The sequence below is a fragment of the Micromonospora sp. NBRC 101691 genome (assembly GCF_030269285.1).
In the GTDB taxonomy this organism is placed as follows: Bacteria; Actinomycetota; Actinomycetes; order Mycobacteriales; family Micromonosporaceae; genus Micromonospora; species Micromonospora echinospora.
Genome location: NZ_BSTB01000003.1, coordinates 191,637 through 207,095 on the forward strand (window position 1 = coordinate 191,637; position 15,459 = coordinate 207,095).

15 protein-coding genes and 1 pseudogene are annotated in these 15,459 nt (G+C 69.6%); 7 read left to right on the forward strand and 9 right to left on the reverse strand.

Translation table 11 applies throughout. The features are described from left to right. Positions 1-8: 8 nt before the first annotated feature. Both QSK20_RS07600 and QSK20_RS07605 read right to left on the reverse strand, forming a co-directional pair. On the reverse strand, positions 9-911 hold the full coding sequence (locus QSK20_RS07600) for a hypothetical protein (protein ID WP_285787858.1): 903 nt from the start codon (positions 909-911) through the stop codon (positions 9-11). A 34-nt stretch (positions 912-945) separates the two neighbouring features. Next, positions 946-1,848 carry a hypothetical protein gene (locus tag QSK20_RS07605; RefSeq protein WP_285787859.1) on the reverse strand — a complete coding sequence of 301 codons (903 nt, stop codon included), beginning with the start codon at positions 1,846-1,848 and terminating at the stop codon, positions 946-948. A 527-nt stretch (positions 1,849-2,375) separates the two neighbouring features. Here QSK20_RS07605 and QSK20_RS07610 point away from each other — a divergent pair. Next, on the forward strand, positions 2,376-2,765 hold the full coding sequence (locus QSK20_RS07610) for a hypothetical protein (protein ID WP_285788075.1): 390 nt from the start codon (positions 2,376-2,378) through the stop codon (positions 2,763-2,765). 69 nt (positions 2,766-2,834) lie between these two features. Here QSK20_RS07610 and QSK20_RS32090 read toward each other — a convergent pair. Next, positions 2,835-3,179: pseudogene (locus QSK20_RS32090) on the reverse strand (ferredoxin reductase domain-containing protein); the annotation flags it as partial. A 20-nt stretch (positions 3,180-3,199) separates the two neighbouring features. Here QSK20_RS32090 and QSK20_RS07620 point away from each other — a divergent pair. Further along, positions 3,200-3,592, forward strand: coding sequence for a cysteine hydrolase family protein (locus QSK20_RS07620; RefSeq protein ID WP_285787860.1), 393 nt, complete (start codon positions 3,200-3,202; stop codon positions 3,590-3,592). A gap of 356 nt (positions 3,593-3,948) precedes the next feature. On the opposite strand, the gene QSK20_RS07625 is transcribed toward QSK20_RS07620, so the two are convergent. The 3 genes from QSK20_RS07625 to QSK20_RS07635 form a co-directional block, all read right to left on the reverse strand. Continuing rightward, complete coding sequence (locus tag QSK20_RS07625; RefSeq protein WP_285787861.1) at positions 3,949-5,265, reverse strand: AAA domain-containing protein; 1,317 nt, start codon at positions 5,263-5,265, stop codon at positions 3,949-3,951. 112 nt (positions 5,266-5,377) lie between these two features. Beyond that, positions 5,378-5,677 carry a helix-turn-helix domain-containing protein gene (locus QSK20_RS07630; RefSeq protein WP_285787862.1) on the reverse strand — a complete coding sequence of 100 codons (300 nt, stop codon included), beginning with the start codon at positions 5,675-5,677 and terminating at the stop codon, positions 5,378-5,380. Beyond that, on the reverse strand, positions 5,674-6,027 hold the full coding sequence (locus tag QSK20_RS07635; protein ID WP_285787863.1) for a type II toxin-antitoxin system RelE/ParE family toxin: 354 nt from the start codon (positions 6,025-6,027) through the stop codon (positions 5,674-5,676). Before QSK20_RS07635 ends, QSK20_RS07630 begins: the two co-directional genes overlap by 4 nt. Positions 6,028-6,135: 108 nt before the next feature. Between QSK20_RS07635 and QSK20_RS07640 the strand changes: the two genes are divergently transcribed. Beyond that, a complete protein-coding gene (locus QSK20_RS07640) occupies positions 6,136-6,570 on the forward strand; it encodes a VOC family protein (protein WP_285787864.1) in 435 nt (144 codons plus the stop codon). A 29-nt stretch (positions 6,571-6,599) separates the two neighbouring features. On the opposite strand, the gene QSK20_RS07645 is transcribed toward QSK20_RS07640, so the two are convergent. Then, positions 6,600-6,986 (reverse strand): GIY-YIG nuclease family protein, encoded by a 387-nt coding sequence (locus tag QSK20_RS07645; RefSeq protein WP_285787865.1) that lies wholly within the window; start codon positions 6,984-6,986, stop codon positions 6,600-6,602. Between the two features lie 237 nt (positions 6,987-7,223). Here QSK20_RS07645 and QSK20_RS07650 point away from each other — a divergent pair, with 237 nt between their 5' ends. From QSK20_RS07650 to QSK20_RS07665, 4 genes are all read left to right on the forward strand, one after another. Next, complete coding sequence (locus QSK20_RS07650; RefSeq protein ID WP_285787866.1) at positions 7,224-9,260, forward strand: DEAD/DEAH box helicase; 2,037 nt, start codon at positions 7,224-7,226, stop codon at positions 9,258-9,260. A 155-nt stretch (positions 9,261-9,415) separates the two neighbouring features. After that, on the forward strand, positions 9,416-10,072 hold the full coding sequence (locus tag QSK20_RS07655; protein ID WP_285787867.1) for a hypothetical protein: 657 nt from the start codon (positions 9,416-9,418) through the stop codon (positions 10,070-10,072). A 42-nt stretch (positions 10,073-10,114) separates the two neighbouring features. Continuing rightward, the gene (locus QSK20_RS07660) at positions 10,115-13,189 is read left to right on the forward strand and encodes a DEAD/DEAH box helicase (protein ID WP_285787868.1); all 3,075 of its coding nucleotides are present in this window, start codon (positions 10,115-10,117) and stop codon (positions 13,187-13,189) included. A 34-nt stretch (positions 13,190-13,223) separates the two neighbouring features. Further along, positions 13,224-14,147: a phosphorothioated DNA-binding restriction endonuclease gene (locus QSK20_RS07665; RefSeq protein WP_285787869.1), complete on the forward strand. Its 924-nt coding sequence runs from the start codon at positions 13,224-13,226 to the stop codon at positions 14,145-14,147. A gap of 14 nt (positions 14,148-14,161) precedes the next feature. Here the strand turns inward: QSK20_RS07665 and QSK20_RS07670 are convergent, their stop codons facing one another. Next, complete coding sequence (locus QSK20_RS07670; RefSeq protein ID WP_285787870.1) at positions 14,162-14,446, reverse strand: putative quinol monooxygenase; 285 nt, start codon at positions 14,444-14,446, stop codon at positions 14,162-14,164. A 114-nt stretch (positions 14,447-14,560) separates the two neighbouring features. After that, on the reverse strand, positions 14,561-15,319 hold the full coding sequence (locus tag QSK20_RS07675; protein WP_285787871.1) for a MerR family transcriptional regulator: 759 nt from the start codon (positions 15,317-15,319) through the stop codon (positions 14,561-14,563). Positions 15,320-15,459: the final 140 nt, after the last annotated feature.

Here is a 15,459-nt window from a genome sequence, read left to right on the forward strand (position 1 = left end):
GTCCGTCGTCAGCGGTCGGCACAGATGGCGTACGACCGCAGGTCCCAGTTGCCGGCGAACGCGTCCTCCTCGTACGCGCCGGAGATGACCGACGTCGGTGCGGTCGCCGCGCCGCCGTTGGGGCTGAAGTCGTCCACCACGGCCTCGCCGGTCGCGCCGTTCACCTCGAACCCCGCGCCGGTCAGCAACGCGCCGTTCGGGCAGGTCGCCGTCACGTTGCGGAAGTCGGCGGAGTCCAGCGCGCTGGTGGCGGTCACCCGGATCAGGCCGGGGACCGGGTTCGCGCAGATGGCGTACGCGGTCGCCGTCCAGTTGCCGACGAACGTGTCCGCCTCGTACGCCCCCACGGTCACCGCCGTCGGCGCGCTGGCGATGCTGCCGTTGGGGCGGAAGTCGTCCACGACGCCCTCACCGGTCACCCCGGTCAGTTCGAATCCGGCTCCCGTCATCACCTTGCCGGTGGGACAGGCGGCGGTGGCGCTGTGGAAGTCGTTCGAGTCGGTGCTGCTCGCCGCCGAGATCCGCACCAACCCGGCCAACGGGTTCGCGCAGACCGCGTACGCGGTGACGGTCCAGTTCGCGGTGGTCGGATCCGCCTCGTACGCCCCGACGGTCACGGCGGTGGGCGCGGTGGCCGGCCCGCCGTTGGGGCTGAAGTCGTCCACCACCACCTCACCGACCCCGCCGGTGATCTCGTAACCTGTGCCGACCAGCGCCTTGCCGGCCGGGCAGGTGGCGGTGACGCTACGGAAGTCGTCGGAGTTGCCGGGGCTGGTCGCGGAGATCCGGACCAGCCCGGGGACGGCGGCCGAGGCCGGGCCCGCCGGGGCGACCACGATCGCGGCGGCCACGCCGAGCACGAGGACGAGGCCCCGCGTACCGAAGCGCCGGAACGCTCTCTGATCTGACATGCGTCGCTCCTGTTCTCTGATCCTGGCTCCGCCGTCACATCGACGCGCAGAGGGCGAAGGTCCGCACGCTCCAGTCGCTGCTGTACGGGTCCTCCTCGTACGCGCCCGTGATGACGGAGGTCGGCCCGGTGGCCGGACCGCCGTTGGGGCTGAAGTCGTCCACCACCACCTGGCCGAACGCGTCCCTCGCCTCGAATCCGCCGCCGGTCAACACCTTGCCGCTCGGGCAGACGGCCGTGCTGCTGCGGTAGTCGTCCGAGCTGGTGCCGCTGGTCGCGCTGACCTGCACCAGGCCCGGGAGCGGATTCGCGCAGATGGCGTACGCGGTCAGCGTCCAGGGACCGAAGAAGGGATCCGCTTCGTACGCCCGCACGTCGACCGAGGTCGGAGCGGTGGCGGACGTGCCGTTGGGGCGGAGGTCGTCCACGATGCCCTTGCCGACCACCTCCTGCATCTCGAACCCGGTACCGGTCAGCACCTTGCCGGTCGGGCAGGAGGCGACGACGGAGTGCACGTCCGCCGAGTCGTACGCGTTGGTCACCGCGATCCGGACCAGCCCGGCCACCGGGTCGGCACAGACCGCGTACGCCTTGACCATCCAGGGGTCGGCAAGTTCGTCGATCTCGTAGGCCCCCACGTACACGGAGGTAGGAGCGGTGGTGGCACTGCCGCTGGGACGGAAGTCGTCCACCGTCACCTCGCCGGCCGCGCCGATGATCTCGTAGCCCGCGCCGAGGAGCACCTTGCCCACCGGGCACACCGCAGTGACGCTCTGGAAGTTGTTGGAGGTGAAGCTGCTGGTCGCCGAGATCCTCATCAGGCCCGGAACGGCGGCCGAGGCCGGGCTCGCGGGAGCGACCACACCCACGAGGGCACCGGCGAGCACGATGACGAGCCCGCGAGCTCCGAAGCGCCGGAAGCGTGTCCCATCTGACATCCCTGCTCCTTTCCGTCCGCCCGGTCGCGGCACCACGTGCCCCGGAAACCGAGCTTGTTGGCTGACCCCGTTACTGCGGGCAGTCGGACGACCCGTCGTCTTTCGCGCCACGCCCGCACCAGGCGATCGACCGCTCCAACCTGGTCCGACACCACCCGCATGCCGCACAACCGGCCCGGAAGCCGGACGATGGGTGGCCGCCCCGCCCGGGGAGGGTGAGCTGGTGGCGACCACCGCGGTCATGGTCGCCTCGACGGCGTTCCGACATCGTCAACACGAGGCGGCCGAGGTTGACGACACCGTGTCGTCCCGGGGGTTGCCGACGGGCATGGCAGCGCACGTACGGGATCCCGGTGACCGGTGAGCAGGTTCGCCACGCAGGATCGCAACGTTCGCGCGATGCGCGGCCCCTACGGTGGACCGCGTCATCCCCACCCGTCACGTCCAGTTCAGCGAGGAGGCGACCCCGTGCCCTACCCCCATCCCCGCTACGAGCCGATCATGGTGCCGCCCGCCAAGCCACGCAGATGGCGCATGTGGTTGGCGGCCTCCGTCAGGGGCTGATGCTGGCCGTCGGGTTGTTCACCGTCGGTAAGGGGCTGCACCTGAGCGTCAACGGCGTCACCACCCAGGCCGAGGTGGTGGACGTGCAGCGGGGTCGCCTGGACGTCGTACGGGTACGGCTCAGCTCGGGACGGGAGACGAATCTCTGGGTCTGGACCGGGTCTCCGCAGGTCGGTGCGACCATACAGGTGGATTACGTCGAGCATGGGAACTGGGCCAGGGACGCCCGGGTGTTCGCCCCGACATGGCAGCTCTGGATGGCGTTCGTGTCGAGCCTCTGGTTCGCCGGTGGAACTCTCGCAGAGCGCCGCCGCTACGCCCGGGAGGAGCTGGCCAGGCGGAACGGGTGGTAGCAGCCGAGAGCCGGCGACCATGGCCGGCGGTCCGCAGACGTACACCTCCTGGCCCGGGTGGTGGTGTCGGAGGGCCACGGTCAGCGCATCACCCTCCTCGGCCGGGGTGGCGAGCAGGTCGCGCGAGAAGGCCGGCCGGATGGTCAGCCAGTCGTACGCGCACTGGAGTTTGTCCAGGGCGACGGCGTCATAGAGGTCGACGAGGGTACGGGAGCCGACGATCAGGGTGACCGGTCGAGGGACACCGGCAGCCACCTGCTCGACCAGGGCACGGAGCGGGGCGGGCCCGGTGCCACCGGCAACGAGCAGCAGATTCCGGGGCGGTTCGGCGTCGAGGGTCAGGTCGGTGCCGTGCGGCGGGCCGAGCCGGAGGCGGTCGCCGGGGCGTACCTCCTGGACCAGCACGGATGACACCGTGCCGGCAGGAACGGCACGTGCAGCTCGATCGTGCCGTCCGGACGCGGCGCGTTGGCGCGGCCCGGGGCGTCGGTATGACGATCCGCCGACCCGCCCTGATCGTCGTCGACATGCAGAGCGGCTTCATCACCGACCACAGCCGGCACGTCATCCCGAAGGTCGTGGAGCTGATCGAACGTTGGGAGGCCAGGGGCATCCCGTGGTCTTCACCCGGTACCGCGCTGGGGGTGCCTATCCTCGCCTTCCCGTGCGCGAAGCCGGCGTTGACCAGCCACCCTCGCTACGCCGATCACCTCCGAGTTCTCACCGAAGCGGGCGTCCGCATCACCGACATCGGCGCGCTACGGAACGACGACGGCACCTATCGATGGCAGGTCGTCACCGAACTGCTGTCAGAAGCGATTTGCTGATGCCACCCGACGTCGGGACCGAGAAGCTACTCAGGATCCTGTGGGGGCGGCGGTGAGGAACTACCGGGAACTGCTTCCCATCGCCGCCGAGTCGGTCGCCTGGGCAGCGAAAGTCGGCCGATCTTCCACTGCCGCAGGTTGTGCCGCCGCCCGGCCTGCCGGCAGGTCGAGGACGCCATTCTGGTCGCCGACGAGGTGCATACGATGCTCGGCACGGCTCGCCCGCCCCGACATGAACTGGGTGTCCGAGGCTTCGTGGCTGCCTGAGGTGTAATCGGCTCGGCGTGTCGTATATCTGAGCTGCCACAACGCCGTGCGGTAACGGACGGCCGGCAAGCTCCCCGTCAAGCGAGGGTTCACCTGGCGGCTGACCGGGAGAGTACGGCGAGCATCGCGTGGTTGGCCTCCCAGCCGTCCGGAAACTTGATCGGGACGTTGAGGTGGACCGGCTCGCTCGACGGGTGGGCGTCCAGCAGGTCGGCGATCCCGGCGCGGGCCACCACGATGCAGGCGTGCCGGTGCCGGGACGTCAGCACGCAGAGCCGCCCCGACTCCAGGTGGAACGCGGTCGCGTCCCGCCGTCCGGAGAGTGGGTGCAGCACGATCGTCACGTCGTACTCACGGCCCTGGAGCCGGTTGGCGGTGTCGACGGTGATGCCCGCCCCGGCCTCGCCCAGTCGCGCGCGGATCGCCGCGACCTGGTCGCGGTGCGCGGCCCCGACGGCGATCCGGGACGCGTCGACCGGCGACGTCTCCCCCGACGCGTACGCCACCGCGCCGCGTTGCAGCACCCGCAGCGCCAGCGCGGCACACGCGGCTGCCGCCTCACCGTCGGTGCGCAGGGTGTGCCGGGCGGGCAGCTCGTGCAGCGCCCAGCCCGACGACGCGGCCAGTTCCACCGTCGCGTCGAGCGTGTCTCCCGGCCCGGCCTCGGTGAACGTCAGCACCCGGTCGTCCGGCCCGGTCCCGGCCCGGAACCCGGTGAACGGATAGAACGCCGCCGCGACCACCGGGGCCGCCGAGGCGGGCAGCCGCCACGACACCGGCAGCCGGTGCACCGGCAGATCCGGGTTGTGCCGCAGCAGCACCGCCACCGCGGACTGCATCGGATCCCAGGTCAGCCCGGTCCAGCGGGCGGTCTCGACGGTCGAGAACGGGTCGAGCTGCCCGGGATCCCCCACGAACAGGGCCCGCTCGAACCTGCCGGCCACGCGCAGCAGGGCGTCCGACCGCATCTGGTACGCCTCGTCGACGATCGCCCAGGGCCAGGAGCCGTCGGTGACGGTGGCCCACTTGGCGGCCGTACCGACGATGACGGCCGGACCACCGAGGTCGGCGACCTTCGCGGCGACCCGGACCGTCTCGTGGGCCCTGATCCGCTCGGTCGGCCGGTAGTCGGCGGCCGACAGCCGGCCGATCGGCAGTTCGGGCGCCTTGCGGGCGAGGCGGTCGATCAGGTCGTCGACCTGCTCGTTGGTCTGCGCGATGATGATCAGCGGTTCGCCGGCCTCGGCCAGCTCGACGGCGGCGCGGACGACGAGGGTGGACTTGCCGGCCCCGGGCGGCGAGTCGACCACCACGCCCCGGTGGTCGCCCGAGCGCAGATCCGCCAGCACGGCGGTGATCACCCGCTCCGCCTCGACCCCCGGCGGCAGATCCAGAGCAGTCCGCATCGACCGCACCCCCGCTCGTCTCTCGGAACCTGCCCACGATACGAGTGGCCCCGCTCCTCTTCCACCCGATCTTCCCCACCAAGCGATCAGGTGTTTTTCGGCCGTGGCGTCGTCACGCAGCTTCGGAGTCGGGGGCGAAGCTGACCTGGAGCTTCATGCTGAGCGCTCGTGCCAGGCGTTCCAGCACGGGCAGCGTGGGCACCGTGCCACCGGCCTCGAAGCGGGCGACGGCGGACTGTGTCATGCCGGCAGCCGAGGCGAGTTGGGCCTGACTCCAGCCGTTGCGTTCCCGCAGCTGTCGCACGGACTGGCCGAGCTCGTAGGCGAGGCGGGCCGCCTCGTACGCCTCGACTGCTCCCGGTTCGGCCATTCGACGGTCGCGTACCTCCTGCCAGCCAGCACGGTTGCTCATGCCTCCGCCTCCTCGCTCACGCTGTGCCGTTCCGCCAAACATCGGGCAAGGGCACGACGGGCACGCTCGATTTCCCGCGTCTCCCGCATGCGGCTCTTGCCGAACACCGTCAGCAGGACGATCCTCCGATCCGAGGCGATCCAGTACGTCACCCGAACGGCATCGCGTTCGAGATAGAACCGCAGCTCACGCAGCTTCCCGTCAAGCTGCTTCGTGTACGGCTCGCCCAACGACACACCGTGTTCGGCGAGAAGGTCGATATAGAACGCCGCCCTCGCAAAGCACCGGGTCGCCAGCCCCTCCAACCACTCTCGGACTTCTGGTTCGAGTTCTACCGTACCCCAGGACATAGCATGGATGCTATGGGAGCTACCTCTTCCCAACGTCGGTTCTCATCCGCGTGTCATGAGAATCTGCCGCACAACCACGTATCGGGCAGTCGGCGGTACGGTGCGGGAGTGGAACAGCGGATCAGCCTGATCACCCTCGGCGTCGCCGACGTGGCCCGTGCCCGCGCCTTCTACGAGCGGCTCGGCTGGCACGGTCAGGAGGTCGAGGAGACGGTCTTCCTCCAGGCCGGTGGGCTCGCCGTCGTGCTCTGGGGCCGCGACAATCTCGCCGAGGACGCCGGCATCACCGACCGGGGCGGCGACGGCTTCGGCGGGATCACGCTGGCGCACAACGTCCGCACCCGGGAGGAGGTCGACGGCGTGCTCGCCGAGGCCGCCGACGCCGGGGCGACGATCACCCAACCGGCCCGGGAGACCTTCTACGGCGGGTACGCCGGCTGCTTCGCCGACCCGGACGGCCACGTCTGGGAGATCGCCCACAACCCCGGTTTCACGCTCGCCCCGGACGGCTCACTCACCCTGCCCGACTTCGGTCAGAACTGATCCGAACGGCGTCCCCGGGTACGACGTCCTCAGGGGAGCTTCGGCACCTGTCGGTTGAAGCGCGGCTGAAACGCCAGCACCAGGGCGTGCTTCGCGGCCTCAGGGTTCTCGTCCGTCCGCCAGCGGACCTCGCACCGGCCGAGCCAGTCGGCGATGTCCGCAGACGTCGCCACCGGTCCCCGCTTGTCGAGTTCCTGGCCCACCTGATCGTGCAGCACCGACGACTCGCGGTTGCCGGTCAGATGTTGCCGGAGGCGCGTCCGCAGGTTGCGGGTGTACCCCACGTAGATCACCACGCCGCCCTCGAGAACCACGTGAACACCGGCGGCTTGTGGCGCGCTGGCGACGGCATCCCTCGTGTACGGCAGGGCAGGGGTGAAGCCGGACAGCAGGTTGTCGTTACCGGGGTCGGGCATCCCGGGAGAGTACCCAGGACGCCGCGATGGCACGAGCCAGCGTCGATGACTCTGGCACCGGAGTGATCGATCCGGGTCGGCTTACGTCGTACCGGCACCTACAGTGCATGCGTCCCGCCCGACCGATCCCAGCGTCTGACAGGCGCCGGAGTCCATATCACCCGCACACACTACGCTGGCGATGCTCATCCGCGACGACATTGTTTACGCGTCCGACGACCCGAAGATGGAGTCCAGGTGATAGGCGCACGTGGTTTTACGCTGACGGCCTGGCAGGCCACAGCCGTCCAGAAGTGGGTCGACGGCGACATGATCGGCCCCTATCGCGGCACGTTGGAGATCGTCACTGGCGGCGGCAAGACACTGATCGCACTTTCCTGCGCAGCTGCCGCCGCCAAACGGGACCCGCGGCTGCACCTCGCCATCGTCGTGCCCACCGAGGCGCTGGCCCGCCAGTGGCAAACTGCGCTGGAGCGATTCACCGACCTTCAGAAATCGGAAATCGGCCTGCTCGGCGCGGGCGAATCTGCGGCCTTCGGCACCACCCGAGCCATCGTCGCGGTACTGAACACGGCGGCCAAGCAACTACCATCACTGGCGGCAGCCACGCAACCTCTCATGTTAATCGTCGATGAGTGCCATCGGGCGGGTGCCCCTACCTTCGCCAAAGTGCTTGATACGGCTGCAGCCTACCGGCTCGGACTATCCGCAACTCCAGACCGGGAAGAGTTCGACGCCAACGGCCAGCCACTCCGCTACGACGAGCAGCTGGTGGGGCAGGCACTTGGATCCGTCGTCTACCGGTTCAGTCTGCGCGACGCACGGATTGCTGGGTGGCTTCCGGATTACAACATCCACCATCACGGCGTACACCTCACCGACGATGAGCAACGCCAGTACGATCAGATAAGCCGGCAGGTCGATGATCTGGCGAAGGAACTCCAGTGTCTCGGGATCGATACCAGCCGCTCACAGCAACTCCAGCGGCAGCAGAGCGAGGCGGGCCAGCTCGCGCGAAGATACATCGCAGCTACCTCGCGTCGGAAGGATCTGCTCTACCGAGCGATGGAGCGCAGCAGAGTCGCTCATCGGATCCTCACCCAAGCCCTCGGGACGGGTGAGCCCAGGCGCGTGTTGTTGTTTCACGAGCGGGTCAACGAGGCGGTGGGACTCTATCGGCACCTGACCCAAGAAATGCCCGACACCCGGATTGCGATCGAGCACTCGAGGCTGAGCACACGAGTTCGTACGGCCGCGTTACAAGGCTTCCGCACCGGGACAGCGCAGGTGTTGGTATCCGTCAAGTCGCTGGTAGAGGGAATCGACGTACCAGAAGCGGACGTCGGCGTATCGGTCGCCTCCACATCCAGCGTCCGGCAGCGTATCCAGGCTCTCGGCCGGGTGCTACGGCGTCGGTTCGACGAGGGCGCTCCCCGCAAGCACGCGGACATGCATCTCATCTACGTTGCGGGCACGGTAGACGAGCAGATCTACGCCAAGGAGGATTGGGCGGACCTGACCGGCGAAGGCGCCAACCGTTACTGGCGTTGGCCTGCGAATCCGGATAGCGAACCGGAGCGTATGCCTGGCCCGCCTGCCACTCCGCGTCCAACCGAGGAGCAGGAGTGGGAGCGGCTAGGCAGGCGTTCACCAACGGAACCGGTCCTCTGGCACGGCGTGATTGTCGGCCAGGAGTACTCAATTGACACTCTCGGCAACGTCACTAACAGCTCTGGCACGACCATGTGCAACCCGCAGAATGTGGCGGACATGGTGGCTCTCGTACGACAACGTCCCGGCGGCCGATTCCGGGTGACACCGACACACCGGCTCGTCCTGGTTTGGGGCGAGAGTCCGAGCGGGACGGCATGCTACGTCGCCGGACAACTCGAGGAGCCATTCGAAGCAGATGTCATCGACGGGGACACAGGAGCCGAAGACACGCTGGTCGACCTCAGCAAGCTCGCGCCCGGCACCCGGATCACCGGATCAATCGACAAGGCAGGCGGCACCTACCGGCTGCGGCAGAAGCAGGGCGGAGTGATCGAACGCCGAACTGCGGACGGCACGGTCGAGTTCGCGCTCCTTGACGCTGCACCCCCCGAGCTGACAGAGAACGCCAGACGCGTGCTGAACGCGTGGCGACAGCTGTTCGATCGCGGGATCGGGTTCCATCTCAGCAAGGACGGACAGGCCTGGTACACCGAGGGGGGCCAAAAGCTACACCTTGCCTACGTACCGGCCGGCTTTGCCTGGCCTGCCGACGGAAGTTGACTCACCGCATGCTCCACATTGGACTGTTGTCTCCTTTCCGACAGTGGATGCTACTGCCAGCCATTGAGCACTAGGCTCGCGTAGCGATCGCGAAGGGCGGCGGCAAACGATCCCGCGACTTCGAGCGCGGTCCGCATTTACTGCAGGAGGAACGTTTGCTGATCTATCCCGGTCTCGCACCCTCGAACGTCAACAAGGACGCGAAATACTCGGTTGTACACAGTCGCCAGGGCGGCATGGAGGTCCGACTCGTATACCGGGTGAGCTCGCGGGAGAAGCAGCTACTCACCAATGACCGGCACGAGAAACTGGTTGCCATGGTCAACCACGTGAAGGAGGAGGTCAACGGGCTGCCGGGGGGCGCGTTCTACATCAACGAGTACGGTGACGTGCTCGTGCCCCACCCGAACGGCGGATGTGTGTTCGCCGGGAGTTACGACGAGTTCCTCAAGTTCGACTTCGACGGTCAGGAGATCGGACCGGTTCCGTCGCCCGACCTGGCACCCGGCGATCAGTGGCTCGGCCCGCACGTTGGCATCCCCTATGTTCTGACCGCCGGCGCATCCGACTTCAGATACGAGGTGATCTCCGGACAGCGTAGCCGTGAGTACCGCTTGTCGGATGTGGTCGGCCAGTCAGCGGCTCGGCTCCTCGCTCGTCGGCTCGCCACGGTGAAGGGATACGCTGGCGGTCGCGTATACATCAATGAGGCCCGGCACTTCTTCGCGCCGGTAGGCTCCTCGTACCTCTACCTCGGCCCGCTCGGTGACGAGCCCTGGTTCCCGGCGCCGGCCGTTCCCGGTACGCGGTAGCTCGGGCAGCCGGTTCTAGCTCCAGCTTGCAAAGATCTGCCGATGGAAGACTTCTCCCGGGGGATCTACGAGCACCTGATCACCCATGAGTTGGCCGATCGGCTGCGGCAGGTCGACCCGGCCTTGGTTGCGCACGGTGAGCTGGAGCCGGCCGATGCTCCGGACGTCCTGGCCCGGCACATCGCCACCCTCGCCCGTCGCGCGCTGCTCGCCGTACCCGGCGGTGACGGCCGGCTGGCCAGGCAGGTCGAGGTGGCCAATCAGATCGCCGCCGGTATCGCCGCGCTCGCGCCGGCTGCGGCTGGCGTCCAGGATCAGGTGGCCGACGCCAGGAACCTGCTGCATGCCATCGCGGCCCCGCCCGTCCCGCCCGCGCAGCCCGCCTTTCCGGTACGCCCCACCACCCCGCTCTCCACCGGCGCGCTGCTGGTCAACGGCCGCCACCAGCCCCGGATCGGGCACGAGGTCATCCACGAGACGGCCTCCGCCGACCACGTCGACCTGCTCTGCGCGTTCATCAAGTGGCAGGGTCTGCGGATCGTGGAGCCGGCCGTCCGGGAGCTGATCGGGCGCGGTGGTCGGCTGCGGGTGATCACCACGACGTACCTGGGGGCCACCGACCAGCGGGCGTTGGACCGGCTGGCCGAGTTGGGTGCCGAGGTCAAGGTCTCCTACGAGACGCGGACCACCCGGCTGCACGCCAAGGCGTGGCTGTTCCGCCGGGCCAACGGCACCACCACGGCGTACGTGGGCTCGTCGAACCTGTCGCGCACGGCGCTGGTCGACGGGGTGGAGTGGAACGTCCGGATCTCCAACCTCGAACAACCACACGTCATCGACACTTTCACCGCCACGTTCGAGGACTACTGGAACGACCCGGCGTTCGAGGACTACCACCCGGCGACGGACGCGGACCGGCTCAGGGCGGCACTGGGCGGCGAGCGTCCCGACCCGGCGGCCACGCAGATCGCCAACCTGGACGTGCGGCCGTACCCGTATCAGGCGGAGATCCTGGCCGAGCTGGACGCGGAGCGGCAGGTACACGGCCGGCACCGCAACCTGGTGGTGATGGCGACCGGCACCGGCAAGACGGTGGTGGCCGCGTTGGACTACCGCCGCCTGCACCGCAGCGGACAGGTCGACTCGCTGCTCTTCGTCGCCCACCAGGAGCAGATCCTGCGGCAGAGCCTGGCCACGTTCCGCCAGGTGATGGGCGACGGCAGCTTCGGTGAGCTGCTGGTCGGCGGCCGGGAGCCGAGCGGCTGGCGGCACGTCTTCGCCTCGATCCAGTCGCTGCACCGGCGGGACATCGCCCCCGGGGCGTACGACATGGTGATCGTGGACGAGTTCCACCACGCGGAGGCGCCGACGTACGCCCGACTGCTGGAACGGCTGCGACCGCGCGTCCTCCTCGGGCTGACCGCGACCCCGGACCGGGCCGACGGCGGTGACGTGCGGCGGTGGTTCGACGGGCGGACGGCCGTGGAGCTGCACCTGTGGGAGGCCCTGGAACGGCAGCTGCTCGCCCCGTTCCAGTACTTCGGGGTGCACGACGACGTCGACCTGTCGCACCTGCGGTGGAAGCGCGGGCAGGGGTACGACCTGGGCGATCTGAGCGGCGTCTACACCGGTAACGACGCGCGGGCGCGGCTGGTGCTGCGGGCGGTACGGGACGCCGTCGACGTGGGTCGGATGCGGGCGCTCGGGTTCTGCGTCAGCATCGGGCACGCCGAGTTCATGGCCGACTGGTTCACCCGGCACGGCGTACCGTCGGCGGCGGTGACCTCCGCTGTCGGCCGGGAAGCGCAACACGATCTGCTACGTGACTTCAAGGCCGGCAAGCTGCGCGTCCTCTTCACCGTCGACCTGTTCAACGAGGGTGTCGACCTGCCGATGGTCGACACGGTCCTGATGCTGCGGCCCACCGAGAGCGCGACGATCTTCCTCCAACAGCTCGGCCGTGGCCTGCGGCTGGACGACGACAAGCCCTGCCTGACGGTGCTCGACTTCATCGGCGGGCAGCACGCCAACTTCCGGTTCGACCTGCGGTGGCGGGCGCTGACCGGGGTGAGCCGGCGGGCCGTCCGGGAGGCCGTCGAGCAGGACTTCCCGACGCTGCCCAGCGGCTGCCACATCCAGCTCGACCGGGTCGCCAAGAACATCGTGCTCGACAACCTGCGGGCGGCCCTGCCCACCTCCCGCAAGGGACTGGTCGCGGAGCTGCGGCAGCTCGGGGACGTCAGCCTGGCCGAATTCCTGCGGGAGACCGGGCTGGAGGTCGAGGACGTGTACCGGTCGGGATCGCTCGGCGGCTGGACCGGCCTGCGTCGCCTCGCCGGCGTCGAGACGTCGGCACCGGGGCCGGACGACCGGGAGCTGGGCCGGGCGATCGGCCGGATGCTGCACCTCGACGACGTCGACCGGCTGGACCTGCTGGCCCGGGTCGCGGCGGGCGACCGCCCGGAGCCGGGACGACGGTGGGACATGCTGCACTTCGACCTGTGGGGGCCGAACGTCCCGCTGTCCTCGCGGGAGGAACGGCTGGCCCGGCTCTGGGCGGAACCGGCCCGCCGCGCGGAACTGTGCCAGGTGGTCGAGGTGCTGCGGGAACGGATCCACCGGGTCCCGGGGCCGTCGCCGTCGTCCGGCGTGCCGTTGCGGGTGCACGCCCGGTACAGCCGCAACGAGGCGTGCGCGGCGTTCGGCATGCCGAACCCGGGGTCGCTGCGGGAGGGGGTGAAGTGGCTGGCGGCGGAACGGGCCGACCTGTTCTTCGTCACGCTGGTGAAGTCGGAACGCCACTACTCCCCCACCACCATGTACGCCGACCGGGCGGTCACCGACCGGCTGTTCCAGTGGGAGTCGCAGAGCACCACGTCGACCGCCTCACCGACCGGGCAGCGGTACGTCCACCACGCCGCCCAGGGCTCGACGGTGCACCTCTTCCTCCGGGAGAGCCGGGTCGCCGACGGTGACCTGGGCGCGCCGCCGTACCTGTACGCGGGGCCGATGACGTACCGGGAGCACACCGGGGACCGGCCGATGCGGATCCTCTGGGAGCTGGCCCATCCGCTCCCGGCCGACGTGTACGCCGCCGCCCGCGCCATCGCCGCGTAGGCCGTCCACACCGGACGACTGGCATGATCACTGCATGGCGGGCAGCGGTGACATCAGGCACGAGGTGCTGACCCGACTCACCGGGCTACGGCTGCACCAGCACCGGGGCCGGCGGGCTCCGCATAAGCCCCTCCTGGTGCTGCTGGCCCTCGCCCGGCTCGCCGAGTACGGGTCGAGCGAGCTGAGCTGGTCGACCACGCACGAGCGGTTGAGCGACCTGCTCGCCGAGTTCGGCCCGGCGTCGCGTACCGGGCGGACGCAGAGCGCCGCGTACCCGTTCACCCGGCTCCGGACCGACGGGGTGTGGCTGCTCGACCACGACGTACCGATGGATCTGATCACGCCGCTCGCCGAGCGCGACCCGAGCGGCCGGCTGGTGCCGGAGCTGGAGGCGGCGCTGCGCCGGGACCCGGCGTTGCTGCACACGGTGGCCCGCACCCTGGTGGAGAGCCACTTCCCGGCCACTGTCGCGCCGGACGTGCTGCTCGCCGCCGGGCTGGACCCGGACGTGGTGCTGGCCGCCGGCACGGCGGCCAGCACCACACGTGGCCGTCGGCGGAATCCGCGCTGGCGGAGCGCGGTCCTGGCGGCCTGGGACCGGCAGTGCGCCTTCTGCGGGTACGACGGCCAGCTCGGCTCCGCCTCGGCCGGCCTCGACGCGGCACACGTCCGCTGGTTCGCCTACGACGGGCCGGACGAGCTCGACAACGGGCTGGCCCTGTGCGTGCTGCACCACAAGCTCTTCGACCTCGGTGTGGTCGGTCTGGACCGGACGCTGCGGATCGAGGTGTCGGACACCTTCACCGCCCGGACGCCAGCCGGCCGGGCGGTCTACGAGCTGCACGGACGCGAGGTGCGACCACGTCGCCCGGGCAGCACCGGCCCGGCCGTCGCGCACGTCAGCTGGCACCGCCGCGAAGTGTTCAAGGGTGCCCCGCTGGCCGCCACCGCGCGGTGACGTCGCCCGACCGGTCAGGGGGCCTCGACAGCGGAGATGCGGTATTTGTGGACTGAGGCGTCCCGGACCGCCACGGTCTGCTCGTCGCTGGACCCGCTGCCGCGGAAGGCGAGGAGCTGCTCGTCGGAGACCCACCGTTCGTAGACGTTGATCCGGCTGGGGTCGAGCAGATCGGCCGTCAGCGCGAAGTCGAGGCAACCGTCGGCCGCCCGTGCCGCGTCGACCACCGACCGGCACCCGGCCAGGTAGTCGTCCCGCGCGGCGGGATCGACGTGCAGCGTCCCGGCGATGATGAGCATGGCCTCTCCTCGGGTCGGTACGGCCGCCAGGCTATCGCTGCCCACCGACAGCAGCCCGGATCGTCGGCGGGGTGCCGCACCCGTCGGGGTGCGGCACCCCGCGCAGCCGTACGGTCAGGACCGGGTGATCGCGTTGGCGTGGATCGCCTCGCTCAGGTACGCGGTCAACCCCGGCCTGATCGCCTCGTAGTGGGCGGTGAACCGGGGGTCGGCGAGGTACATGTCGGCCAGCCCGGTCTGGATCTCGTAGCTGCACTCGTAGAACCAGCGGCTGATGTGTGCCCGGTGTTCCTCGGCCAGCTCCATCGCCGCCGGGCTGTCGGCCGGGGCACCGGACTCCATGACGGCCACGATCCGCCGTCCCCAGTCCTCCGTCTCCTCCTTCATGCGCAGCCAGTCGGCCCTGGTGTAGCCGGCGGTGCGCCGGGTCGACTCCCGGTACGCCTCGCTGCCGCCCCAACGCTGCTCCGCCTCCTGGGCGTGCGCGTCGGGGTCGAAGTCGCCGAAGACCTCGAACCGCTCCTCGGGCGTGAGTCGGATGTTCATCTTCTTCGCCTCCATCGCGAACTCGATCGCCGTGACCATCTCCTCCAGGCGCCTGATGCGTACCGTCAGCAGGTCGTGCTGCCGCCGCAGGTGCGCCGCCGGGTCGGCCCCCGGGTCGTCGAGGATGGTGGCGATCTCTTCCAGCGGGAACCCCAGCTCACGGTAGAAGAGGACCTGCTGGAGCCGTTCCAGGTCCGCGTCGTCGTAGCGGCGGTACCCGGCCGGGGTGCGCCCGCTGGGCGAGAGCAGTCCGATCTCGTCGTAGTGGTGCAGCGTCCGCACGGTCACCCGGGCCAGTCGGGCGACCTCTCCCACCGTGTGCGTCATGGTTCCTCCTTTCTCCGGGATGACGCTCCCGCCTGCCGTTACGTGAGGGTCAAGCCGATTCAACGCGCCGTCGGGTGGGTGGGGTGCGGGGTTGAGGTGTTTGCAGGGGACCCTTCCTCATCAAAAAGCGGTAACAGGGG